Here is a 23,892-nt window from a genome sequence, read left to right on the forward strand (position 1 = left end):
CCGCGGCATCATCAGAACCAGGCGAATGGTATCCCGGCGGGTCGGCGCCGGGATCATCATCCTTTCGGCAATGAGTGCCGTCCTGCTCGTCACCACCATTTCACTATTTGCGGACTTGCAGCAGCGGGGCGAATACACCGCCCAGAGCGTGCGCGAGGACGCCATCTGGGCAGCTTTCCAGGCCGACCGGGGCGCGGCCGCTCTGGTCGAGGCACTGCTGGACCAGGATGCCGCCGGCGTTGATGAGATCACCCTGCGTTTTGACCTTCTTTATAGCCGGATGGGTCTGCTGGGCAGCGGCAAATACGCAATAACCTTCGAGGATGCTACCGGCGTTGCGGACAATGCCAGGGCCGTCACCGACGGCATTCTCGATCTTGCGCCACATATGGAAAAGATCGCTGCAGAACCCGCGACCCTGGCGAGTCAGCGCCAGATGGTGCTGGCGTCGGCGCGCGCCATTCAGCAGGCCACCAGCAAGCTCCTGGTTGCCGCCAATGCCGCAATCAATGTCATCCGCGTGGCAGAACGCGAAGAAGCGCTCAACACATACTGGCATATCGGCGCCGCCGTGGCCGCCTTGACAATATTGTTTGTCCTGATCGTTTCGCTTCTGGCCGTCCAGTTGTGGCATATCTCCCGAAGCGGCCGCGAGGTCGAGTTGTTGAGCCGGCGCAATGCCAGCGTCGCCAGAAAAGCGCAGGCGGCCAACCAGGCCAAATCGACCTTCCTTGCCACCATGAGCCACGAGATACGGACACCACTCAACGGCATCATCGGCATGACAGAAATCCTTGAAACGACGGATCTGTCGGCAAAGCAGCGTGACCATCTCAAGGTCATCCGGCAATCTGGAGACGTCCTGCTCGACGTCATCAACGACATACTGGACTATTCCAAGCTCGAGGCGGGCGCCATGACCGTCGAGTCACGCACGTTCGACCTCACCGAGATCATGGAATCCGTCCGCAACATCATGGAGCCCCGCGCCCGCAGCGCCGGGTTGCGCATCACCTTTGACTATCCCCAGATCGCCCTGCGCACCGATGGCGGGCGATTGCGTCAGATCCTGATCAACTTCATTGGCAACGCCATCAAGTTCACGGCCTCGGGGAGCGTCACTGTCCGGGCAGATGTCAAAGGCGACCGTCTGGTCTGTTCTGTCCAGGATACCGGCCCGGGCATCACCGAAGGCGAGATGTCGCGCCTTTTCAGGGAATTCAAGCAGCTCGATGGCTCAACGACCAGGCCCCATGGCGGGACCGGCCTTGGCCTGGCAATCAGCAAGCGACTGGCCGAAGCCCTGGGGGGCGAGGTCGGCGTAACCAGCGAGCCCGGACTGGGCAGCAAGTTCTGGGTCGATCTGCCTGTCACCAATATCGGCACCAACGTTCAGGAAGCCCCCGGACCGGTTGCCGCGCCACGATCGGAAAACTGCTCGGGCGACGTCCTGGTCGTGGACGACAACGCCGTCAATCGCGCGGTTGCCGGCGGTCTGCTCGAACGAATGGGCTATAGCGTCAGCTACGCCCAGAATGGCGAGGAAGCGATAAATTGCGTCGCCGGGACCAGATATGCAGCGGTGCTCATGGACATGCAGATGCCCGTGCTCGACGGCATCGAAAGCACGAGGCGCATTCGCGCCTCTGGAAATGACGTTCCCATCATTGGCCTGTCGGCGAACGCTTTCGACTCCGACCGCGACGCATGCCTGGTCGCTGGCATGGATGCCTTCATTGCCAAGCCGGTTACCCGCGACAAGCTGGCCAGAACGCTTCGTGATTTTGCGCCAGCACGCGTGACCGAGATGGCGCCACAGGGGGTCGATCTGGACTATCAGGCTGCGCTCGTCGCAGAACTGGGCCAGGCAACCTTCGATGAACTGGTCCAGCGCTTTTGCGGCGACGCAATGGGCCTGCTCAACGAAGCCCAAGCCGCCGTCGCCAGAAACGACGAGGAAGCGCTGGACCGCGCCCTGCACACACTCAAGGGGGCCGCATCGACCCTCGGCTACCAGGCGCTGGCTGATCGGGCGGAAAAAATGCGCCATGGCGACTTTGACCAAGATCGCCTTCGCAACCTAATGCCCCTCGTCGCCTGAATGGGAACCAGACCCTCGTGAGCGGTCGGCGCTTTACGGGCCTGCCTGGTCTGCACACATCGCGTCGCTGTCCCCTTCCAACAGTTCGAGCGGAACAATCTCGCGAACGGTGCCGTACGGGTACATCTCGGCATATTCAGGCATGCTGGCCAGCAGGGATTCCGCCAGCGAGATGCCTAAGTCGCGCAGTGACAGGTGGAAACTGGTGAGCTTTGGCAAAAGAAAATGCGCCTGCGGACTGTCGCGGCCAATGATGGCGAGTTTTTCGCCGGGTGGCAGGCCCACCTCATAGAGTCCGTTATAGAAGCCCAGCGTCATCGCTTCGTTCGTCAACAAGAACCCAGTCGGGCGTTGCCCTTCCGGCATGGCGGCGATTGCGTGCGCAATGTCGTGACCACCGCGCTCATTGGGATGAGCGCGGAAGATAAGGTCTGGGTCGAACGCAATGCCGTGGCTTTCAAGCCTCTTGCGATAGGCGTCGATGAAGACGAAGCCGAGATTGGTGTCGTCCAGCGGCGCGAAAATGCCGATGCGACGATGCCCTTTGGCGACCAGACGTGACACACCCGTTTCGGCCATGCCCTCGAAATCAAGGTCGAGCCAGGGGTGGCCGACATCCGTTTCCGATCGCCCCAGGGCGATGAAAGGGATCTTGCGGCTGTGGAGGAAGTCAATGCGGTGATCGTGTCGCTTGGTGGCGGAGATGATGAGCGCATCCGCAAAGCCGCGCGCCACGACGCGCTGCATATAGGCGTCCGGGTCTTCTTCGGATGAGCAGAGCAGCGCGACCAGATCGAGTTTATGACGGGCAAAGACCGTCTGAACGCCGTCAAAGACGCTCATGAAGAAAACGTCGCCCTCGCCGGTGATCTGCGACCCGGTCTGCATCATGAAACCAACAATGCCGGTTGCCCCCTTGCGCAGGGCCCGACCGGCCTGATTAGGCACGTAGCCCATGGCGGCGGCGGCGTCCGAAACACGCTTGCGAGTCTCTTCATTGACGTCCGGCTTGCCATTAAGAGCGCGCGAAACCGTGCCGATGGAGAGATTCAGTCGCTGCGCCAACTCTCTGATGCCGGTCATTTTTACTCTTTCTTTTGGCGGCTCCGCATGAGCGCCGGAAACGTTTACGAAATCGTATTGACAGGAGCAATGCTCCAAATATAGCGTCGTAAACGTTTACGGGACTTGCAGTCCAATGCCGCAAAAGACGGCAAGGGCGATGCAAAGTCCAGTGGGAGGAATTCTTGGTCTATTCCGCGGTTCTGGCCGGATGCGGTGCCATGTCCAAAGGCTGGCTGTCGGCGCTTTCCGATCATGCCTTGCTCAAGGGGCGAGTGAAGATCGTTGGGCTCGTCGATCTGGACCGCGCCAATGCCGAAGCGCGCGCGGCCGAATTCGGCCTCAAAGACGCGCTCATCGGCACAGACCTGGATGCCGTTTTGTCTCAGACCAAGCCCGATCTCTTGTTCGACGTTGTCGTGCCGGTGGCGCGCGCAGGCCTGGTGGAAACAGGTCTTCGCCATGGCTGTCATGTGCTGACTGAGAAGCCCATGGCAACGAGCCTTGATGCAGCCAAGGCAATGGTTGCGCAGGCCAAAACTGCGGGGCGGGTGCATGCGGTGGTGCAGAACCGCCGCTTTATTTCCGGTGTCCGCCGCATTCGTCGTCTCATTGCAAGCGGAGCGCTGGGCGAGATCACGAGTCTCAATTGCGACTTCTTCATCGGCGCGCATTTCGGTGGCTTCCGCGAGGAGATGGACAATGTCCTGCTGCTCGACATGGCCATCCACACCCTCGATGCCGCCCGGTTCATGGCCGGCAAGGCGCCGCGCGCCGTCTATTGCCTCGAAACCAATCCGCGAAGGTCCTGGTATCGGCATGGCGCGGCGGCAAACGCGATCTTCGAATTCGAGGATGACGTGATTTTCAACTATCGCGGCTCATGGGCCGCTGAAGGCGCCAATACCAGTTGGGAAAGCGCCTGGCGCATCATCGGCACGAAGGGCACGCTGATGTGGGATGGCGAAGACGGCTTCGAGGCCCGTGTGGTTGCCGGCGATACCGGCTTCTTCCGGGACCTCAAGGACATCGAGGTGCCACCGCCCGCCAATGCCGACCAGACCCATGGTCATGCCAGCGTCATTGCTGAATTCCTGTCCGCTATCGAGAGCGGCCGCCCACCGGAAACGGCCGGCAGCGACAATATCAACAGCCTCGCCATGGTTCTCGCCGCTATCGAAAGCGCCCGAACCGGCCAGCGCATCACCATTTCAGTTTGAGGATATTTTGAGATGAGCGATCCCGCTAAATCCATCCGCGTCGGCACGATGATTTCCGCATCTGCCGGCAAGGCTGCCGAGCGTATCGGCGAAATTGCGGATGCCGGGTTCGAGAGTTTCGAGCCCTTCTTCTGGCAGACCACCAATGGCCAGGACATCGCTGAACTGGGCAAGCGCTGCAAGGACGCCATTGGCGATCGTGATATCACCATCTCGACCATCGGCATGTTCGGCAATCCGCTTGAAGACCAGGAGATGGACCGCCAGACCTTGCAAGGCTGGAAGGATTGCATCGACAACGCCCACCATTTTGGCGCGACCTGCGTGGCGGGCTTCACCGGCCGCATTCGCAACCGGCCCCTGCCCGAGAGTTTGCCCCAATATCGCCAGGTGTGGTCCGAATTGGCCAAGCGCGCCGCCGACAAGGGTGTGAAGATTGCCTTCGAAAACTGCGCCATGGACGGCAACTGGCAGACCGGCGACTGGAATATTGCCCACAATCCCGACGCCTGGGAGCTGATGTTCAACGAGACGCCGGACGACAATATCGGCCTCGAATGGGAGCCCTGCCACCAGATGGTCTATCTCATCGACCCGCTGCCGCAGATCCGCAAATGGGCGCACAAGATTTTCCACGTGCACGGCAAGGACGCCAGCATCCGCTGGGACGTGATCCGCGAGCACGGCATTTTCGGCAAGCATCCGTTTGTCTTCATGCGGACGCCCGGTTTTGGCGACAGCAATTGGACGGACATCATCTCCGAACTCCGCCTCGCGGGCTGGTCCGGGTCCATCGATATCGAGGGCTGGCATGACCCGGTCTATCGCGACGCGCTTGAAATGACGGGGCAAATTCACGCCCTCAACCACCTCAAGGCGGCCCGCGGCGGCAGCTATGTGAATATATAAGTATGACTATTGACCGTGATTGAGAAACCGTTTTATCAAGACTGAGAAAAGGGTTTACCAGTGAGGCATGCTGACGTGGCCAAGGCAGAGCGCATTCGCATCTACGATGTTGCCCGCGTTGCTGGCGTCAGCGTTGCCACGGCCTCGAAAGCGCTCAACGACACGGGGCGGATGACCGAGGCGACGCGCCTGCGGGTCAAGCAGACGGCCGCAGCGCTCGGCTTCCGGCCCAACGCGATGGCGCGGGCCCTGACACAGAACCGCAGCTTCACTGTGGGTCTTCTGACCAACGACACCTATGGTCGATTCACCCTGCCGGTCATGGCAGGCATCAACGAAGCGCTGGTCGACCAGGGCGTGTCGGTTTTCCTGTGCGGGATCGAAGATGATGCGGAGCTGGGCGCGGTCCATGTCAATGCCATGCTCGACAAGCAGGTCGATGGCATCATCGCCACCGGCAAGCGCATTGACCGGCAGTTGCCGGTGGATTTGTCCGGGCTGGCCGTGCCGGTCGTTTATGCCTTCACTCAGGGCCCTGAAGGCGCGGTTACCCTCGTCTCCGACGACGCGCAGGGCGCGCGCGATGCCACGCTACATCTGACTGCCGTCGGTCGGCGACGGCTCGTCCATGTCACCGGGCCGGACAGCTTCGCCTCCGTGAGGACGCGCGCCGGCGCATTCCGAGAGGTGGCTGGCGATGAGGCCCCGGTGCTGCATGGCGCCTGGTCCGAGGCCTGGGGACATGAGGCCGTCGCGCGCCTCTGGGCCGAGGGCAACCCGCCCGATGGGATTTTCTGCGGCAATGACCAGATCGCGCGCGGGGTCATTGATGCGCTGCGCGAGCGTGGCGTGTCTGTGCCGGACGCCGTCTCGGTCATCGGTTTCGACAATTGGGAAATCGTGGCAGCGGCGACGCGCCCGCCGCTCACCACAATAGACATGAACCTCAAGGAACTCGGCCGCGAGGCCGGACGCCTGATCCTGGAACTTGCCGAGGGCAAGCCAGTCGAGCCGGGTATCCGCACGCTGCCATGCAAGCTCGTGATGCGCCAATCCTGCGGGGGCGCAACGCCCGTCGCGGACAAACTGGAGGTGCATCAGGAGGTATGAGGAGTGCTGCCACAGGCATTGGCGTGCCTGTAGCAGCGAGGAAATGGCCGCAAGGGAAGAGGAAACCCGAGCGGCGCAGCGCGGCCGAGGCCGCAAGGGAGGATATAATGCAGTTTACCAAGATCAGTCTATTGGCGGGTCTCGCCTTAGGCGCATTAGTTGCGGCCACACCGGCTCAGGCAGAAGACGTGACCATCACCGTCTGGTCGATCGACGGCGCCAACCAGGTCGGCCCGTCCGATACCTTCTCGGCCGAATTCGACGCCATGGATAATGGGATCAATGTCGAGTACCGGGTTCTGCAGTTCGACGAGATCGTCAACGAGACGCTGCGCGCCTATGCCACCGGCAATGCTCCGGACATCGTCAGCCTGGACAACCCGGACTTCGCGCTCTTCTCGTCGCGCGGCGCCTTCCTCGACATCACGGACATGGCCGCACAGAGCGACATCATCAATCCGGAAGCCTATTTCGAGGGTCCGCTCAACTCGGTGAGCTGGGATGGCCGCCTCTATGGTGTGGGCAAATATACCGACACCATCGGCGTGTTCTACAACAAGGACATGTTCGCCGCGGCCGGTATCGAGAACCCGCCAAAGACCTGGGCGGAATTTGAGGACTATGCCCGCAAGCTCGCCAAACCGGCCGAAGGCGTCTACGGTGCCACCCTGTCGGCACGCGGCAACGAGGAAGGCACCTTCCAGTTCCTGCCGGTCATCCAGATGTCGGGTGGCGGCTATGAAAACGTCAACACCGAAGGCGCCCGTGAGTGGCTCTCCATGGTCAAGGGCATGATCGATGACGGCGTTTTGAGCCAGGACGTGCTTTCGCTCGGCCAGTGGGATTCGACGGGTACGTTCAACTCGGGCAATGCCGCCATGGCCATTTCTGGTCCGTGGGAAATCGACCGCATGGTCGAGGACGCAGACTTTGACTGGGGCGTGACCCTTCTGCCGACCTTCGGCGAGGGCGATGAGCGCTCTTCTGCACTGGGCGGCTTCAACCTGGGCATCATGTCGACGACCAAGCACCCCGAAGAAGCGTTCAAGGTGCTCGAATATTTCGTCAGCCAGGATGACCGGCTGTTCCCCGAGTTCGGCTACCTGCCCACCCGTGGTGACGTCGAGCTTCCAGCCTCCGGCATCGAGAAGAAAGACGCCGCGCTGGCAGTGTTCCAGGAACAGCTCAAATACGCCCAGCCGCGTGGTCCGCATCCGGAGTGGCAGAAGATCTCCAAGGCCATCTACGATGCCGAACAGGCAGCACTGACCGGCCAGATGACGCCGGATGAGGCCCTGAGCCAGGCTCAGGCCACCATCGACACGATCATCAAGAAGTAATCCTCCCCGACTGGGCCGGCCGGGGTTCGCTCCGGCCGGCATGTTCTTCAACGGTTTTGGAGGGTCCGGTGACGCGATTTCTCAACGCCCTGCGTGACGGGGTGGGCTTCGATATTTTGCTGGTCGGCGCAGCCTTGCTGTTTCTGCTTGCCCTTGCCGGCGCTCCGCTTGTCTACAACGTGCTGATGAGTTTCCAGCAGGTTGACATGTTCACCCTGGGCGTCCTGTTCCGGCCCTTTGTCGGCTTCGACAATTATGTTGCCGTGGTACAGCAGCCCGAATTCTGGATGGTGACCCGCAACACGCTGGTCTTCGTCTTCGGCTCGATGACGGGCCAATTCGTTCTCGGCTTCGCCCTGGCCCTGTTCTTTGCACAGGACTTCCCCGGCGCCTCGACCATACGAGGCCTGTTCCTGGTGTCCTGGGTCATGCCGGGCCTGGTGGTCGGCGCTATATGGAGCTGGATCCTGGCCGGCGACTTTGGCGTGCTCAATGTCATCCTCAAGTCTTTGGGCATCATCCAGAACAACGTGTTCTGGAAGTCGGACCCGAACTTTTCCATCTGGGCGGTGATCATCGCCAATATCTGGCTTGGCCTGGCTTTCAACATGCTGCTGCTCTCGGTGGGATTGGCAGCCATTCCGCGCGATCTCTACGAGGCCGCCGAGCTTGATGGTGCCAATGCCTTCCAGCGGTTCTGGACCATTACCCTGCCGATGATGCGCTCCACCATTGGTGCCGTCCTCTCGCTGGGCCTTATCGGCACGTTGCAGCAGTTCGACCTGTTCCCGGCGCTGACCGAGGGCGGCCCCGCCAACACATCCAATGTCGCCGGGTTCTGGTCCTGGCAATTGAGCTTTCAGCTCTACGATTTTGCCAAGGGGGCTACCGTGTCGGTGATGATGTTCCTGCTGGTCCTGTTCGCATCTGTCATTTATGTGCGCTCGACGCGCCACGAGGTGCGCGGATGACCAGGACCTATACGCCGTGGTTCCTGCTGGTCGTCGCCCTGGCGCTGGCCGCGGTCTACCTCTTCCCGCTCTATTGGATGTATGTGACGAGCCTCAAGACCGGCTCGGAAATCTTCGCCAATCCGCCCACATTCTGGCCCCGCGAGCCCAATCCCGACATCTATCCCGAGACCTGGGCACGGCGGACCATGCCGGTCTTTCTGCTCAATTCGGTGATCATTGCCGGCGGCATAACGGCGATCACCGTGATCCTGGGCACTGGGTGCGCCTATGTGCTGGCCCGCTACCGCAATGTTTGGATCGACATCGGCCTGTTCTGCGTGCTGATGCTGCAGGTGTTACCGGCCTCGGTCATGGTGACGCCGCTCTTCGTCGGCTTTAACCAGATTGGCCTCCTCAACTACCCCCGAACCGCCGTGGTGCTGGCCGCTGCCGCCAAGGCCATGCCCTTCTTTGTTGTTCTGGTCCGCGCCACCTTCATGAGCGTTCCGCGCGAACTTGAGGAAGCGGCCCTGGTCGACGGCAATTCGCGTGTTGGGGCGTTCTTCAGCATCGTCCTGCCGCTGGCGCGTAATGGCATCCTTGTCTGCGCCATCCTCACCTTCATGAGTGCGTTCGGCGAATACATTTATTCCAAGTCGATCATCCAAAGCCCGTCACTGCAGCCCGCCAGCGTTGGCCTCAGCGGCTTTCTCGGCCCCAATTCCACCGACTGGAGTTCGATCATGGCCTATTCGGCCATCTATGTGACGCCGATCCTTCTCGTCTTTGTCATCCTGCAGCGCCGCATCGTGTCCGGCCTTACCTCGGGAGCCCTGAAATGACCGCACAGATCGAGCTGATCGATATCGACAAGCATTATGGAAACTTCCACGCGCTCAAGAATGTGTCGCTCACCATCGACAAGGGGAGCTTTGTCGCTCTGGTTGGACCATCGGGCTGCGGCAAGTCCACGCTGTTGCGCTCTATTGCCGGGTTGGAGACGATAACCTCCGGCCGCATGACCATTGCCGGCAAGGAGATGACGGGGGTGCCGCCGCGTCATCGCGACATCGCCATGGTGTTCCAGTCCTATGCGCTCTACCCGCATATGACGGTCGAGGAGAACCTCACCTATTCCCTGCGCCTGCATGGCGTCAGCAAGGCCGACGCCAGGAAAAAGGCCGCCGAGGTGGCTGCCACCACCGGCCTCTCCGAACTCCTGTCACGCTACCCGCGCCAGCTTTCGGGCGGGCAGCGGCAACGCGTGGCCATGGGCCGGGCCATCATCCGCAATCCCAAAGCCTTCCTGTTCGACGAACCGCTGTCCAACCTTGATGCAGCCCTGCGCGTGCAGATGCGCAAGGAAATTCGCGCCCTGCATGACCGCCTTGGCGCCACTTCCGTCTACGTCACGCATGACCAGATCGAAGCCATGACCATGGCCGACTGGGTGGTGGTCATGCGCGCCGGCATCATCGAGCAGCAGGGTCGCCCGCTCGACCTTTATGACAAGCCGGTCAACCGCTTCGTCGCCGGCTTCATCGGCTCCCCCGCCATGAACTTCCTGCCCGGCCGCATTGCCGACAGCGGCAATTCGGTAGTGCTCGATGGTGGCGGCAGCTTGCCGCTGGCGCGCAACGTTGAACCGGGACGAACCGTGATTGCCGGCGTGCGCCCGGAGCACCTGCAGGTCCGTGGTGACGATGCCAACTTCCATCTCGAAGTTGGTGTGGTCGAGTCCACGGGGTCGGCAACCTATCTCACCTCGCGCGACGGCAATTTCCAATTGGTCCAGTCCGAGCGAACCCAACTCGCGTCGGGCGATCGTGTCGGCCTCGGCATCGATCCGACCCGTGTCCACCTCTTCGATCCCGAAACCGGCATCGCACTCTAAGGCAATCCAATGTCCCGTTACGCCCCCGTTCCCTTTCCGCAGGTCAAGCTCGAAGGCCAGTTCTGGCACGAGCGTCTTGACACCGTGCTCGACCGAACTGTCCCCAGCCAGCACAAGAAGCTCGCCGAAGTCGGCATCCTCGACTCGCTAAAACTGCCCAATCCGCCGCCGCCGCTGCGTTTTCCGCGCCATTCCAACGGTTTTACGGTGCAGGTGTTCTGGGACAGCGATGTCGGCAAATGGATCGAGGCGGCCAGCTATGCCCTGGCGCATCGCCGCGACGCCGATATTGAAGCCAAGATCGAGGCCGCCATCGACGATCTCGAAAAGGCCCAGGCGCCGGACGGCTATCTCAATTGCTGGTATCTCGGCCGGGAGCCTGACAAGCGCTGGACCAACCTGCGCGACAACCACGAAATGTACAATGCCGGCCATCTGCTCGAAGGGGCGGTGGCCTATTTCCAGGTGACGGGGCGCCGGCGTTTCCTCGATGTGATGGAGCGCTATCTCGACCATATCTATGCCACCTTCGGCACCGGTCCGGGCCAGCGGCGCGGCTATGATGGTCACGAGGAAATCGAGCTGGCGCTGATGAAGCTCTACTACCTCACAGGCGAGCGCAAACACCTCGATTTCGCGACCTACATGATCAATGAGCGCGGAAACCAGAAGCCGCACTATTTCGATATCGAGCGTGAGCAGCGCGAGGGTGGCGGCGACAAACGGCAGCCCTATGTCTTCCCGAATTACGAATATTCGCAGTCGCACAAGCCGGTCCGCGAGCAGGATAAGGTCGTCGGCCATGCCGTGCGGGCCATGTATCTCTATACCGCCATGGCGGACCTCGCCGCCGAGCTTAATGATGACGGTCTCAAGCGCGCCTGCGAGGTGCTCTGGGACGACGTGATGGAAACCAAGATGTATGTGACCGCGGGCCTCGGGCCGTCGGCACACAATGAAGGCTTCACCCACGATTTCGATCTGCCCAACCAGACCGCTTATGCGGAGACCTGTGCGTCTGTAGCCTTGATCTTCTGGGCGCAGCGCATGCTGCATCTCGATCTCGATGGCAAGTATGGTGACATTCTTGAACTCGCCATGTTCAACGGCGCGCTGTCTGGTCTCAGCCGCGATGGCGAACATTATTTCTACGCCAATCCGCTGGAAAGCGATGGCACGCCAACGCGCTGGGAATGGCACACCTGCCCCTGCTGCACCATGAACGTGTCGCGTCTGGTCGCGTCAGTGGGACAATACTTCCTCTCCACTGCGCCGGATGGCGTCGCCTTCCACCTCTATGGTGGAATTGCTTCGGACGTTGAGATTGCGGGAAACCGCGTCAGTCTGCGCGAAGTGTCGACCTATCCGTGGTCCGGCGACATCGCCATCCATGTCGATCCCGAAACACCCGCCGCCTTCGACGTCAAGCTGCGCATTCCGTCATGGTGCAAGGGCGCCAAGGTCGCGGTCAATGGCCAGGCCGTCGATGCCAGCGAGACAGAAAACGGCTATCTGACGATCCACCGGACCTGGCAGAAGGGCGACAGCATTGCCCTCGATCTGCCCATGCCGCCGGAGCGTCTCTACGCCCATCCGGGCGTCATCATGGATGCCGGACGCGTTGCCCTCAAGCGCGGACCGCTGGTCTACTGCCTTGAAGAAGTCGACAACCCGGGTGGTCGCGTGCAGCGCCTGAAGCTGCCACGCTCAGCGGAACTGCGTGTCGAAAACCGGCCGGACCTGTTCGACGGCATCGTCGCCCTCAAGGCCGAGGCAACGGCCCTCGACGAAAGCGACTTTCAGCAGCTTTATCGAACCACGCCGCCGCGCGAAAACACATCGAACCTCACCGCCATCCCGTATTTTCTGTGGGCCAATCGAGCGCAGGGATCAATGGTGGTCTGGGTGCCTGAAGCTCGGGAATGCTAGCCTGACAACGGCGCTTCAAGTCGTCACTGCCATATGACGACGTGATCCGCGTGCCACCGAATTCGCGCGATCGTGGATAGACATGGCAATGTACCCGAGCCCGTGTTTTTTTCGTCACGGCCCCACGCTTTGCCCGCCGCGTTCGCAACGGCGGGCATTTTGCGCATCCGTCGTCCCGCTGTTTTGACCAGTTCCAGCCTTAGCGGCTTGTGCTCCGGCGGGCCACAAGGCGAGGCGGCACGACGAAGTGCTCGACCGCTGTCCGCCCATTGATCCTCTCGATCACCAGCCGCGTCGCCTGAAGGCCCAACAATTCGCCGGACTGGTCAATGCTGGTCAGGCTGTTCTGTGCAAAGTCGCAATACATCGTATTGTCATAACCCACGATGCCGACATCTTCGGGCACCCTCAGGCCTAGCTCGGTAGCCACGCTGATGACCTCGAGGGCTATGAAATCCGTCCAACAGAAGATCGCGTCGGGTCGACGTGGGCCCTGCAGCAGGCGGCGTGCCGCGAATTGCACATCGCGCATGACCTGCGTGGCGCTTGCAATATTGATGGTGCCGCCCAGACCCGCCTCGATCATGCCGCGTCGATACCCCATTTCGCGCTCTGCCAGAATGGACGAAGGTTCGCCTTGCAGGCTCAGCATGGCGATTTTGCTGTAACCGGCAGCGACCATATGCCGAACGGCCAGAAGCGCCCCCTGCTGGTCGTTGTTATTGACCGTGTCGAAGTCCTCAGCCGAGGGGTCGTGATGACCGATAGTCACCAGTGGCTTCTTTTCGGCAATGGTGTTGAGGCTTTCACGTGATTCCGTCGAACCGATCAGGATGATGCCATCCATCTGCCGGTCGATCATGGATTCCACGACGCCCGTTTCGAGCTTTGACGATGACGAACTGATCCCCATCATCACCTGATATTGAGTGCGCTCCAGGGCATTGTTCACGCCGGTCATGATGTCGGCGAAGAACGGATTGCGCAGGTCAGGCAGAACCAGTCCGAGCGTATATGTCTGGCCGCGCATGCCCCGCGCCGAGGCCAGCGGACGGTAGCCCAGCTTGTCCATGGACGCCCGCACTTTGGCGCGCAGGGCATCGGATACGCCATAGGCGTCACGCAGCACCTTGGAAACAGCGGCAACGGACACCCCTGCATCCTCTGCCACCTCCCGGATGGTGACCCGCCCGCTCCGTCTCCCCTCGTCCCCCCGTGCCATCAAGCCCTCCCAAAACCCTGTTTTTCCAAATGATTTTGAACCGGGCTCACCGCGTTTATACGCGCGGATGCCCGCTCGATAAAGGGTATTGCCAAAAGATGAAAAACGTAGAACGATACACGTAGAACATTCTACAAGATCGCCCCAGGCGACTTTATTCGTGAGGAGATCCGCGTGACCAACGCCGCAGCCGTTCGCACCCAGGGCGCAGCACGGGCCCAGCACAATTGGACCGCGCGGATGATCCACCCGCTGGCCGATGCCGGCGTGGGAACCCCTGCCAGCTTTGTCGCCAAGACCTTCGTTATCGACACTCTCGGCGGCTCGGAAGTCCTGACGATCAGCGCTCTCGGCCTCTATCGCGCCTTCATCAACGGCAAGCGCGTCGGCAATGACATGCTGACCCCAGGCTGGACGAGCTATGACGCGCGCCTCAGCTACCAGACCTATTCCGTTGCCGACCTGCTGGTGCCCGGCGAGAACCGGATCGAAATCTGGCTGGCCGATGGCTGGCTGCGTTCGCAGATGATGTGGGGAAATTTCCCGATCTTCAACACCTGGGGCGACAAGATCGCCGCCATTGCCGAACTGCATGCAGCGCCCGGCACGGCCGAACCGGTCCTGGTGACCGACAATAGCTGGGAAAGCGGCGAACTGCCGGTCCGAAAGTCCGGGATCTATTTCGGCGAAATCTTCGACGCCCGTTTCGCGCCCAAGGCAAGTGCAGGCACCGAAGCGCTGAATTTCGACACCTCAATCCTGGTGGCCCACGAGACCACGCCAGTGCGTGAACTTGCTCCGCTCCCGGTCGCAAAAAGCTGGACCGACGCCGAGGGCCGCACGGTCTATGACTTCGCCCAGAATGCCGGTGGCAATGTTGCCATCACGGTCCGGGGCACAGCCGGTGCCAAGGTTACCGTTGAGCATGCCGAAGTGCTCGATCAGGACGGCAATTTCTACAACGGCAATTACCGTACGGCCGCCGCGCGCATCGAATATGTGCTGGCCGGCACCGGCGACGAACACTACCGCCCTTACTTCACCTTCCAGGGCTATCGCTATGCCCGCGTCACCATCGAGGGTGATGCCAAGCTGCTGGACATCATTTCGATCCCGATGAGTTCGGTGACCGAGCAGAAGGCCAGCTTCACCTCGGGCAATGCGCTGGTGAACCGTCTGTTCCTCAATACGCTCTGGAGCCAGCGCGCCAATTTCATCGAAGTGCCGACCGATTGCCCTCAGCGCGACGAGCGCCTGGGCTGGACCGGCGACGCGCAGGTTTTTGCCGGCACCGCCGCCTATCTCGGCGAAGTGCAGGGCTTCTTCCGCAAATGGGTGCGCGACCTGATGGTGGACCAGCGCGAAGACGGCGCCGTGCCCCATGTCTGCCCCGACCCGACCCGTCTCGACCCCACCAATTACCCCGGCTTCTATGGCTCGACCGGTTGGGGCGACGCCATCTGGATGGTGCCCTGGCAGCTTTACCTGCACTACGGCGACACTGCTTTCCTCGATGAAGTCCTGCCCTCCATGGTCAAGTGGGTCGACTTCGTCTGGTCGATCAGCGACGGCCCGATTGTATCGCCGCCGCGCGAATGGGGCGCCCGCGGCTTCTCCTTCGGCGACTGGCTACAGCCCAAGGGCCCAAGCGCCAAGCCACTGCCGACCATCGGCGACGACGCCGCCGCAACGCTCTATCTTTACATCGCCGCCAATGCCGTCAGCGAAATCGCACGCATCGTGGGCAAGGCCGAAATCGCCGCCCGCATGGCCACCATGGCCACCGAGGTGAAGACTGCCTTCGCCAACGAATTCATCACGCCGTCCGGCCGTCTCGCCTATGACGACCAGACCTCTTATGCGCTGGCCATCGTCCACGACCTGATCCCTGCGGACAAGTTCGAGGCGGCCAAGGGCTATTTCAGGAACAGCATCGAGCGTGCTGATCGCCGCATCGGCACGGGCTTCATCGGCACCCCTGCCCTGCTGCCGGCCCTCATAAAGATCGGTGAATGGGGTCTGGCCAGTGAAGTCTTCCTTCAGGAAGAGGTTCCCGGTTGGCTCTACCAGGTCAAGATGGGCGCAACGACCATCTGGGAGCGCTGGGACGCCATCCAGCCCGATGGCTCCATCTACAATCCGCAGATGAACTCCTACAATCACTATGCCTATGGCGCTGTGTGCCAGTGGCTGCTCGAAGGCGTCGCAGGGTTCCGCCCCGACAGGAGGGACCCGGCCTTCAGGACAATCGTTTTTGAACCGATCATCCTGCCCGACCTGTCACCGGTGAAGGCCCACCACGAGAGCCCTGCCGGTCTCATCCGGGCCGAATGGGTCATCGAGGGGGAAGCTGTCCGCTACGAGGTCGAAGTGCCCGCTGGCAGCAAGGGCGTCCTGCGCCTGGCCCCGCAGTACCGCGACGCAAAACTCGACGGCGCCAATGTCTCGACGGGTAGCGATGTCGCCCTCAACGCCGGCACGCACACCGTCACCTTCACTTACACCGCACCCAAGCGCGAGGAGCGCCAGAAGTCGCAGGTGAACGCCAACACGCCATAAGGCGCGCAACCACTTTAAACCGGCCGCAACAGCGGCCAAATGGGAGGAAGACCATGACCAAGACCAAACTTATTGCCCTTATGGGCGCCAGCACGCTGGGATTGATGCTGTCGGCAGGTGCCGTCAGCGCCCAGCAGTCGGGCTACCTGTCGATCCTCGTCGACAATGGCCCGCAGTCCATCGCCACGATGGAAGCCTGGGCCGAGGCCTACAAGGCCAAGAACCCGGACGTGACCATCGACATCGAAGTGCGCCCCGGCGGCGGCGAAGGTGACAATATCGTCAAGACCCGCCTCGCCACCGGCGCCATGGCCGACGTGTTCTCCTACAATTCGGGCTCGCTCTTCCAGGCCATCAACCCGACCCAGAACCTGCTGCCGCTGACCACCGAGCCCTTCCAGGCCGGCGTCCAGGAGAGCTTCAAGTCCGTGGTTTCGGCTGGTGGCGAAGTCTATGGCGCCCCCTTTGCCCCCGCCATGGGCGGCGGCATTTTCTACAACAAGCCGATCTATGAAGAACTTGGCCTCGAAATTCCCAAGACCTGGGAAGAGTTCATGGCCAACAACGAAAAGATCAAGGCAGCCGGCAAGGTCGCCGTGATCCAGACCTATGCCGATACCTGGACAAGCCAGCTCTTCGTGCTGTCTGACTTCTACAACGTCCTGGCCCAGGAGCCGGACTTCGCCGAAAAGTTCACCGCCAACGAAGCCAAGTTTGCCACCAGCCCGGCGGCCCTGCGCGGCTTTGAAAAGCTGCAGGAAGCGGCCGAAGCCGGCTTCTTCAACGCCGACTTTGGTGCTGCCACCTATTCTGACGGCGTGCGCATGATCGCTACCGGTGAAGGCGCGCATTACCCGATGCTGACCTTCGCCATCGGCGCCATCGCGGAAACCGTTCCAGATCACCTCAACGATGTCGGCTTCTTTGCCCAGCCCGGCGACAGCGCCGACAGCAACGGCCTGACAACCTGGATGCCGGACTCCGTCTACGTTGCCAAGAACACTGCCAGCCCGGATCTGGCCAAGGACTTCGTCGCCTTTATCGCCAGCCCCGAGGGCTGCGACGTGCGCAATGAAGCCGTTGGCGCCACCGGTCCCTACATGGTTGCCGGCTGCGAACTCCCGGCCGACGTGCCGCCCTCCGTCTCCGACATGCTGCCCTATTTCGAAGGCCAGGGTCAGAACGCCCCGGCACTCGAATTCCTCTCCCCTGTCAAGGGTCCTGCTCTCGAGCAGATCCTGGTGGAAGTTGGCACAGGTAGCCGCGACGCCGCCAGTGCAGCCGCCCTCTACGACGAGGACGTCCGCAAGCAGGCCCAGCAGCTCGGCCTTGCCGGCTGGTAAGATCTGACAATAGGTCGACCTGGAGTGCTGTTATCAGCATTCCAGGTCACTTCTTTGCGCAAGGAGGGGGAGACATGAGCGCTTCTACCATGGCCGGTTCACCCGGCCAGACCGAAACGCGGGCCATCAAGCGTTCGCCTTACCCGGGCTGGTTCTTCACCCCCGCTGCCATCGTCTATACGGTGCTGTTTCTGGCGCCGACCTTCGCCTCGCTCTATTTCAGCCTGACCCGCTGGACACTGTTCGACGCCACCTTTATCGGCCTCGACAATTTCGCGCAGTTCCTGCGCGAGCCCTTTCTCATCAAGGGCCTGATCAATACCGTCATCTACGCTGTCGTCACATCCGGTCTCAAGGTCGTCGTGGGCCTTTTGCTGGCCGTCATGCTGACCAGCCAGATCGTGGCGCGCGGCTATCTGCGCTCTGTCATCTTCTTCCCCGTCCTGGTCTCGACGGTTGGCGTCGGCATCACCTTTACCGTGCTGATGCACCCGACCCAGGGCATGATCAACGAGGGCCTGGCCATCTTCGGCATCACCGGCCCCGGCTGGCTCACCGACCCGAACCTGGCCCTCTATTCAGTGGCGCTGGTTGACGTGTGGAAGGGCGTGGGCCTGGCCACCGTCATCTACATTGCGGGCCTGGTTGCCATTCCCAGGGACTACTACGAGGCGGCCCGCATTGACGGCGCCACGCCCTGGCAGAACTTCTGGTATGTGACGCTGCCGCTTTGCCGCCCCGCCACATCCACCGTGATCACTCTCAGCTTTATCGGTGGTCTTCGCACGTTCGACCTCATCTGGGCCATGACCAAGGGCGGTCCAGGCTTTGCCTCCGACACCATCGCTTCGGTGATCTACAAGCAGTATCAGGCGGGCTTTTATGGCCTCTCGACCGCCGGCAATGTCGTGCTCTTCATCCTCATCGCCGTGCTGGTCGTGCCGTTGACCATGTTCCTCAACCGCAAGCAGGGTCACGAATGAAAAAGCGCGCTTCCATCATCGGCGGCGCAGCCGCCATTGCGGCGACCTTCGTCGTCTTCGTCATTCCCTTCATCTTCATCGTGCTGATGGCGTTCAAGGATCGGCAGCAGTCGGCCCTGCGCGACTTCTCCTGGCCCACTGGCTTCCACCTGTGGGAAAACGTCTTCGAGGTGGTCAAGACGCGCAACTGGATGATGATCACGGCCTTCATCAATTCCAGCATCATCACTGTGGTCAGCGTAACGCTGCTGGTGATCTTTGCGGCTATGGTTGGCTACGTGCTGGCGCGCCGCAGGACACGTTGGAACGGGCTCATCGAGTTCCTGATCCTGGCCGGGCTCATGGTGCCCCCCGCCGTCGTGCCCACCATCTGGCTCTTGCAGGGCCTCAAGCTCTTCGGCACGCTCCATGGCATGATCCTGGTGGAAGTGGCCTATAACCTGCCCTTCTCCATCATTCTCTACCGCGCCTTCGTATCCACCATTCCGCGCGATCTCGACGAAGCGGCCATCATCGATGGCGCCCGCCCGCTCGATGTCTTCTTCCGCGTCGTGCTGCCGCTGCTCTGGCCGGTGACCGTGACCAATATCGTGGTGCAGTCGGTCGGCATCTTCAATGACTTCACCAACCCGCTCTACTACCTGCCCGGAAATGCCAATGCGACCGTGCAGCTGACGCTCTACAATTTCCAGAGCCAGTTCAGCACGGCCTACAATCTGCTGTTCACCAATATCCTGCTCATCACCATACCGCCGCTGCTGGTCTTCCTGTTCTTCAACCGGCAGATCGTGGCCGGCATGACGGCCGGCGCCGTGAAGGGTTGAGCACACCAAATGATCTATTCCAGGGAGACCGACCATGGCCGGGCTTGAACTGAAGCAACTGCGCAAGAACTACGGGAAAGTCGAAGTCATCAAGGGCATCGACCTGACCATCGAGCACGGCGAATTCGTGGTGTTCGTGGGTCCGTCAGGCTGCGGCAAGTCGACCCTGTTGCGCATGATCGCGGGTCTCGAAGACATATCCGGCGGCGAACTCAGGATTGGCGACAAGGTTGTCAACGCGGTGGAGCCCCGGGACCGCGGCATTGCCATGGTCTTCCAGTCCTATGCGCTCTACCCGCATATGACCGTCTACGACAATGTCGGCTTCGGCCTGAAACTGGCCCGCACCCCCAAGGAGGTGCGCGACCAGAAGATCCGTGAAGCGGCTCGCATTCTGCAGATGGAGCATCTGCTTGACCGCAAGCCCAGTCAGCTTTCGGGCGGCCAGCGCCAGCGCGTCGCCATCGGCCGCGCCATTGTGCGCCAGCCGGAAGTTTTCCTCTTCGACGAGCCGCTTTCCAATCTCGATGCGGCGTTGCGTGTCGACATGCGCATGGAAATCTCCAAGCTCCACAACGACCTCGGCGCCACCATGATCTATGTGACCCACGACCAGGTCGAAGCCATGACCCTGGCCGACAAGATCGTCGTGCTCGACGGTGGTGTGGTGCAGCAGGTCGGTGCCCCGATCGAACTTTACCAACGCCCCGCCAACCTCTTCGTCGCCGGCTTTATCGGCTCGCCCAAGATGAACTTCGTCAGCGTCAGCGCGGACAGCGTCTCGGGCGATATCGCGACGGTGAGCGGCCCCGATGTCGTGGGCGTGCCTGTCACCCTGCCCTCACGTAAGGTGGCGCCAGGCGATAAACTCACGCTTGGCGTTCGTCCGCACGATCTGGTGGTCGCCGCCTCGGGCTCCATTGTCGGCCGGGTCGGTCTGGTGGAGCGACTGGGCAACGAGACCATCGTCAATCTCGAATTGCCCTCGGGCGCGTCCTGGCTTGCAGTGCTCGAAGGTGATCAGGCGCTCAAGCGCGGCGAGAGCCTGGCCCTTGATGTCGATCCAGCCAAGGCGCTGCTGTTCGACGACGCGGGCCAAGCAATACCGCGCTGACGAAACTGCACTCACCTAACTTCGATCCGCCCCGCCCACGGACAAGTGGGAGGGGACGAAGAATGTATTTCGACCGTGGGCTTTCGCAGGTAGTGCGCTGTCTGGATCAGATCATCCGGATCACCAGAATAGTCATTGTCGACGATGACGCGGCCCGAGGCTGGACCATGGGCCAGTTCGGCCGGTTTGCCATGCTCAGCTCCGGACCGGACGAATGCGAATGGCCAGGTGCGGGCGGCCTGGCAGTTCCACCGCAAAGGCAGCATCGGGTTTGCGGGGGCGAATATGGGCGCCATGGCGGGTGGGATGGTTTTCTGGGGCGGGGACGATTTTGGCGGGCTCGACCGTCATGGCCCAGGTGTCGATCAGGTCGACGTCATACTCGCCATCGTCCTGTGGCAGACCGCTGGCCCAGATCACCGGCTGATGCTCGCCGAAATAGATGATGGTTGTGTCACCGTCCCGTGCGCCCGAGATACGGTTCCAGGGAAAGCGCATCTGCGGGTCGATAGGATCAAAACCACCACGGACGCTCTCTTCCATGATCTGACGCAGGAAGCCGATCCGCTTCCAGGCCTGGCCATGCAGCTCCCCGCCCTTGGCCCACCAGATCAGGTCCTCGGGATGGCTGAAGGTCTCGCCGTGGCCGGCATAGCCACCGCGCATGGCCGTAGTCCAGAAGCGGTGCGTCAACTCCTCAGCCGAGATATTGCCCCAGCACTGGACAATATTGCCCTCGTATTCGGGCTCGTCATTGACCACCGGCTTGCCATAGGCGGCACGCCATTCCGCCGTCCGCTTCACATCCCAGTTCTGGATACAGACATGGGTGACCCAAGCCTTGCGATGATCGTAATTGGCGTCGGGGTCGCCATTGTGGATCGAACGCAGGTGGCCGTAGGGATCGTTTTCCTCGATGATGTGGAAGTAGCGATCCCACTGGTGCATGGGCTTGGCATCGAGCAGAAAGTCATATTCGTTCGCCAGCGACCACCAGACATTGTGGTAGGCCGCCAGACGCGCCGTCAGATAGGCGAAGAAGCGGTTGTCCTGCTCTTCGCTCATTGCGGAGTAGCCCCAGCGATCATAGGGATGCAGCATGATGATATCGGCCTGAATGCCCATATCACCCAGCGCCTTCACCTGATTTTCAAAGTGCCGGAAGCTCTCGGGATTGGGGCGATCGAAGTCGAGTTCGCCAGAGGCGTCGCGCTGATAGACGTCATGCAGCGGCTCGTTGACATTGTAGGGGTAGTCCTTGGGAAAAACTCCCATACGGATCTTGTTGAAACGCGCCTTGGCCAAAGTCTGCAGGGTCTTGTTCTGCTCGGCCAGCGGCTGGTGGGTCCAAGCGTAACAAGTCGTGCCGAAGCTGAGGAAGGGCGTGCCGTCGGCATGAGCAAAATGAAAGCGGTTGGCCACTTGGACCGGACCATGGTTGCCGGAGCGCGGCGCTGAAACGCTCAAGCTGCCGCTTTTGCCATTGAGATCCGCAGCGCCGGAGCGCGTTTCATAGGTCCACTCCCCGATATTGTCCGGCATGAAGCGGACCTTGTAGGTCCCCTCCCCGTCATAGAAGCCAGGCACATGGACTGACCGTCCGTGCTGGCGGAAAATGGCATGCAGGTTAACCTCGAGGAAGGGATTGCCCTCGGATGGCCCGCTCAAGGCCAGCTCAAACATGTCCCATTGTGCAATCGTGGTCATGGCTCAGCTCCTCAACCGTCAATGCGCCTGAACAGCATGGCGAGATAGGGTTTGGGCTCAAAGTAGAGCACCTCCCCCCGCTTCACACTGTCCGAGAGCCTGGTCTCGGTCATGTTCCAGGTATCGATCAGGGTCGCGGAATAGTGCTCATCGGGCGGCACTGCGACGGTCATCTCGTGCGGCTGGTTCTCGCCCATATAGGTCAGGTAGTAGCGGTGCGGCTGCCCCGCCGTGGCCCACCACGCCTGAACGCGCGACCAGCCCTCCTCGCCCGGTGGGGGCGAGAACAATTGCTGGAGCACGACATTGTCCAGGCCGCCGGCCATGGCGATGCGATAGGCGCCGGTGGATTTGACCGGATCAAGGCCTTCGTCCGGCCCCTCTTCAAGGATGCGCCTGAGGAAGGCGATGCGCGCGACGCTCTCCCCGACCAGCTTGCCGCCCTTGGCCCACCAAAGCGTTTCACTCTCGTTGTAATAGGTCTCGCCATGAGTAACGTAACCGCCATTGACGGTACCGTCCCAGAAGCGGCGAACCATCTTTTGTGGCGTGATATTGCCCCAGAGTTCGGAAATATCGCCCTCGTAGCAGCACTCATCGATCGAGACCGGCTTGCCGTATTTCTCGCGCCACAGCGACGAATTGCTCGCCGCCGATCGCTGAATGCTCGAATGGGTTATGCGCGGGTGATTGTGGTCGTAGAACGCGAAGCAATTATGCACACTGAGAAGATGATCAAAAGGATCGTTGTCGGACACGATATGGATGAACCGATCCCAGTCGGCAGGCTTCTTGCTCTGCATCAGGTCATATTCATTGGCCATGGACCACCACACATTGGGTAGCGCCGCCAAACGAGCTGTCAGGTATCTGAGATAGGCATCGTCCTGGGTCGGGGACATGCGCGAAAATCCCCAGCGATCATAGGGGTGAAAGATGATCAGATCGGCTTCAACGCCGATTTCCGCCAACTGATTGATGCGCTTTTCGAGGTGCCGGAAATAGTCCGGTTCAAAACGCTCGAAGTCGAATTCCCAGGCGCCATTGCCACCATTGAAGCTGCCATCCCAGGTGCTGGTACCCTTCTTGATCAGCGGAAAGGGATAACGGTCCGGCTCGTTCTGGTTGTAGCGGTAGTGCTTGGGGAACACGCACATCCGGATTTTGGTGAAGGGTGCTTCGGCAAGAGTTGCCAGGGTCTGTTCCTCAACGGCGTCGCCCTGCAAATTCCATACATAGGCCGTGGTGCCGATGTTGATGTAGCGCGTCCCATCGGCATGGCGGAAATGGTGGCGATTGGAGACGCGCACCGGCCCGTGATGGCCCGGCTCGGCCGCGCCGACCTCGAAACTGCCTGATGCGCCGTCCAGAGCCGGTGCATTGCTCAGTGTTTCGTATGTCCAGGTACCGGCTGCGTCGGGCAGCAGACGGAACTTGTACTGTCCGTCCCCATCATAAAAGCCGTTGACCCGCACTTCGCGCTCGCCGTGCCGGAAGATGGCCCGCAGTTGGACCTCCTGGAAGGGATTGCCAGAACTCGGCCCTTCCAGTGAGAGTTCGTAGGTGGCCCAAAGGGAGGCCGCACCGGTGGCGCTTGCTGACTTGGTCATCACTCAAATTCC

Annotated in this window: 18 protein-coding genes; 14 read left to right on the forward strand and 4 right to left on the reverse strand. The window is 61.2% G+C overall.

The genetic code is table 11. The features are described from left to right. Positions 1 to 25: 25 nt before the first annotated feature. The gene (locus NIM87_RS09530) at positions 26 to 2,101 is read left to right on the forward strand and encodes an ATP-binding protein (protein ID WP_254674429.1); all 2,076 of its coding nucleotides are present in this window, start codon (positions 26 to 28) and stop codon (positions 2,099 to 2,101) included. Between the two features lie 33 nt (positions 2,102 to 2,134). On the opposite strand, the gene NIM87_RS09535 is transcribed toward NIM87_RS09530, so the two are convergent. Then, entirely contained in the window at positions 2,135 to 3,184 is a 1,050-nt protein-coding gene (locus tag NIM87_RS09535) for a LacI family DNA-binding transcriptional regulator (RefSeq protein WP_254674799.1), read from the reverse strand. Positions 3,185 to 3,348: 164 nt separating this feature from the next. Here NIM87_RS09535 and NIM87_RS09540 point away from each other — a divergent pair, with 164 nt between their 5' ends. The 8 genes from NIM87_RS09540 to NIM87_RS09575 all read left to right on the forward strand — a co-directional run bounded on the left by NIM87_RS09540 (position 3,349) and on the right by NIM87_RS09575 (position 12,518). After that, positions 3,349 to 4,383, forward strand: a complete 1,035-nt coding sequence (locus NIM87_RS09540; protein ID WP_254674430.1) for a Gfo/Idh/MocA family protein — start codon at positions 3,349 to 3,351, stop codon at positions 4,381 to 4,383. 12 nt (positions 4,384 to 4,395) lie between these two features. Continuing rightward, entirely contained in the window at positions 4,396 to 5,292 is an 897-nt protein-coding gene (locus tag NIM87_RS09545) for a sugar phosphate isomerase/epimerase family protein (protein WP_254674431.1), read from the forward strand. A gap of 60 nt (positions 5,293 to 5,352) precedes the next feature. Further along, positions 5,353 to 6,402, forward strand: coding sequence for a LacI family DNA-binding transcriptional regulator (locus NIM87_RS09550; RefSeq protein WP_254674432.1), 1,050 nt, complete (start codon positions 5,353 to 5,355; stop codon positions 6,400 to 6,402). 107 nt (positions 6,403 to 6,509) lie between these two features. Continuing rightward, positions 6,510 to 7,742 (forward strand): ABC transporter substrate-binding protein, encoded by a 1,233-nt coding sequence (locus NIM87_RS09555; protein ID WP_254674433.1) that lies wholly within the window; start codon positions 6,510 to 6,512, stop codon positions 7,740 to 7,742. Positions 7,743 to 7,810: 68 nt separating this feature from the next. Further along, a complete protein-coding gene (locus NIM87_RS09560; RefSeq protein WP_254674434.1) occupies positions 7,811 to 8,713 on the forward strand; it encodes a carbohydrate ABC transporter permease in 903 nt (300 codons plus the stop codon). Continuing rightward, positions 8,710 to 9,537, forward strand: coding sequence for a carbohydrate ABC transporter permease (locus NIM87_RS09565; protein WP_254674435.1), 828 nt, complete (start codon positions 8,710 to 8,712; stop codon positions 9,535 to 9,537). The genes NIM87_RS09560 and NIM87_RS09565 overlap by 4 nt, the downstream gene beginning before the upstream one ends. Next, the gene (locus tag NIM87_RS09570; RefSeq protein WP_254674436.1) at positions 9,534 to 10,589 is read left to right on the forward strand and encodes an ABC transporter ATP-binding protein; all 1,056 of its coding nucleotides are present in this window, start codon (positions 9,534 to 9,536) and stop codon (positions 10,587 to 10,589) included. The genes NIM87_RS09565 and NIM87_RS09570 overlap by 4 nt, the downstream gene beginning before the upstream one ends. A 9-nt stretch (positions 10,590 to 10,598) precedes the next feature. Continuing rightward, positions 10,599 to 12,518, forward strand: coding sequence for a glycoside hydrolase family 127 protein (locus NIM87_RS09575; protein ID WP_254674437.1), 1,920 nt, complete (start codon positions 10,599 to 10,601; stop codon positions 12,516 to 12,518). A 199-nt stretch (positions 12,519 to 12,717) separates the two neighbouring features. Here the strand turns inward: NIM87_RS09575 and NIM87_RS09580 are convergent, their stop codons facing one another. Continuing rightward, on the reverse strand, positions 12,718 to 13,740 hold the full coding sequence (locus NIM87_RS09580) for a LacI family DNA-binding transcriptional regulator (RefSeq protein ID WP_269467987.1): 1,023 nt from the start codon (positions 13,738 to 13,740) through the stop codon (positions 12,718 to 12,720). A 240-nt stretch (positions 13,741 to 13,980) separates the two neighbouring features. Here NIM87_RS09580 and NIM87_RS09585 point away from each other — a divergent pair, with 240 nt between their 5' ends. The 5 genes from NIM87_RS09585 (at position 13,981) to NIM87_RS09605 (ending at position 20,563) form a co-directional block, all read left to right on the forward strand. After that, on the forward strand, positions 13,981 to 16,299 hold the full coding sequence (locus NIM87_RS09585) for an alpha-L-rhamnosidase (protein ID WP_254674800.1): 2,319 nt from the start codon (positions 13,981 to 13,983) through the stop codon (positions 16,297 to 16,299). Positions 16,300 to 16,352: 53 nt separating this feature from the next. Continuing rightward, positions 16,353 to 17,642, forward strand: coding sequence for an ABC transporter substrate-binding protein (locus NIM87_RS09590; RefSeq protein WP_408640063.1), 1,290 nt, complete (start codon positions 16,353 to 16,355; stop codon positions 17,640 to 17,642). 74 nt (positions 17,643 to 17,716) lie between these two features. After that, entirely contained in the window at positions 17,717 to 18,625 is a 909-nt protein-coding gene (locus NIM87_RS09595; protein WP_254674439.1) for a carbohydrate ABC transporter permease, read from the forward strand. Further along, on the forward strand, positions 18,622 to 19,449 hold the full coding sequence (locus NIM87_RS09600; protein WP_254674440.1) for a carbohydrate ABC transporter permease: 828 nt from the start codon (positions 18,622 to 18,624) through the stop codon (positions 19,447 to 19,449). The genes NIM87_RS09595 and NIM87_RS09600 overlap by 4 nt, the downstream gene beginning before the upstream one ends. Before the next feature lie 34 nt (positions 19,450 to 19,483). Then, positions 19,484 to 20,563 (forward strand): ABC transporter ATP-binding protein, encoded by a 1,080-nt coding sequence (locus NIM87_RS09605; RefSeq protein ID WP_254674441.1) that lies wholly within the window; start codon positions 19,484 to 19,486, stop codon positions 20,561 to 20,563. A gap of 195 nt (positions 20,564 to 20,758) precedes the next feature. On the opposite strand, the gene NIM87_RS09610 is transcribed toward NIM87_RS09605, so the two are convergent. Next, positions 20,759 to 22,270 (reverse strand): DUF5060 domain-containing protein, encoded by a 1,512-nt coding sequence (locus NIM87_RS09610; RefSeq protein ID WP_254674442.1) that lies wholly within the window; start codon positions 22,268 to 22,270, stop codon positions 20,759 to 20,761. 11 nt (positions 22,271 to 22,281) lie between these two features. Next, entirely contained in the window at positions 22,282 to 23,880 is a 1,599-nt protein-coding gene (locus NIM87_RS09615) for a DUF5060 domain-containing protein (RefSeq protein ID WP_254674443.1), read from the reverse strand. Between the last annotated feature and the right edge of the window lie 12 nt (positions 23,881 to 23,892).

The sequence above is a fragment of the Devosia ureilytica genome, assembly GCF_024273195.1.
Lineage (GTDB): Bacteria > Pseudomonadota > Alphaproteobacteria > Rhizobiales > Devosiaceae > Devosia > Devosia ureilytica.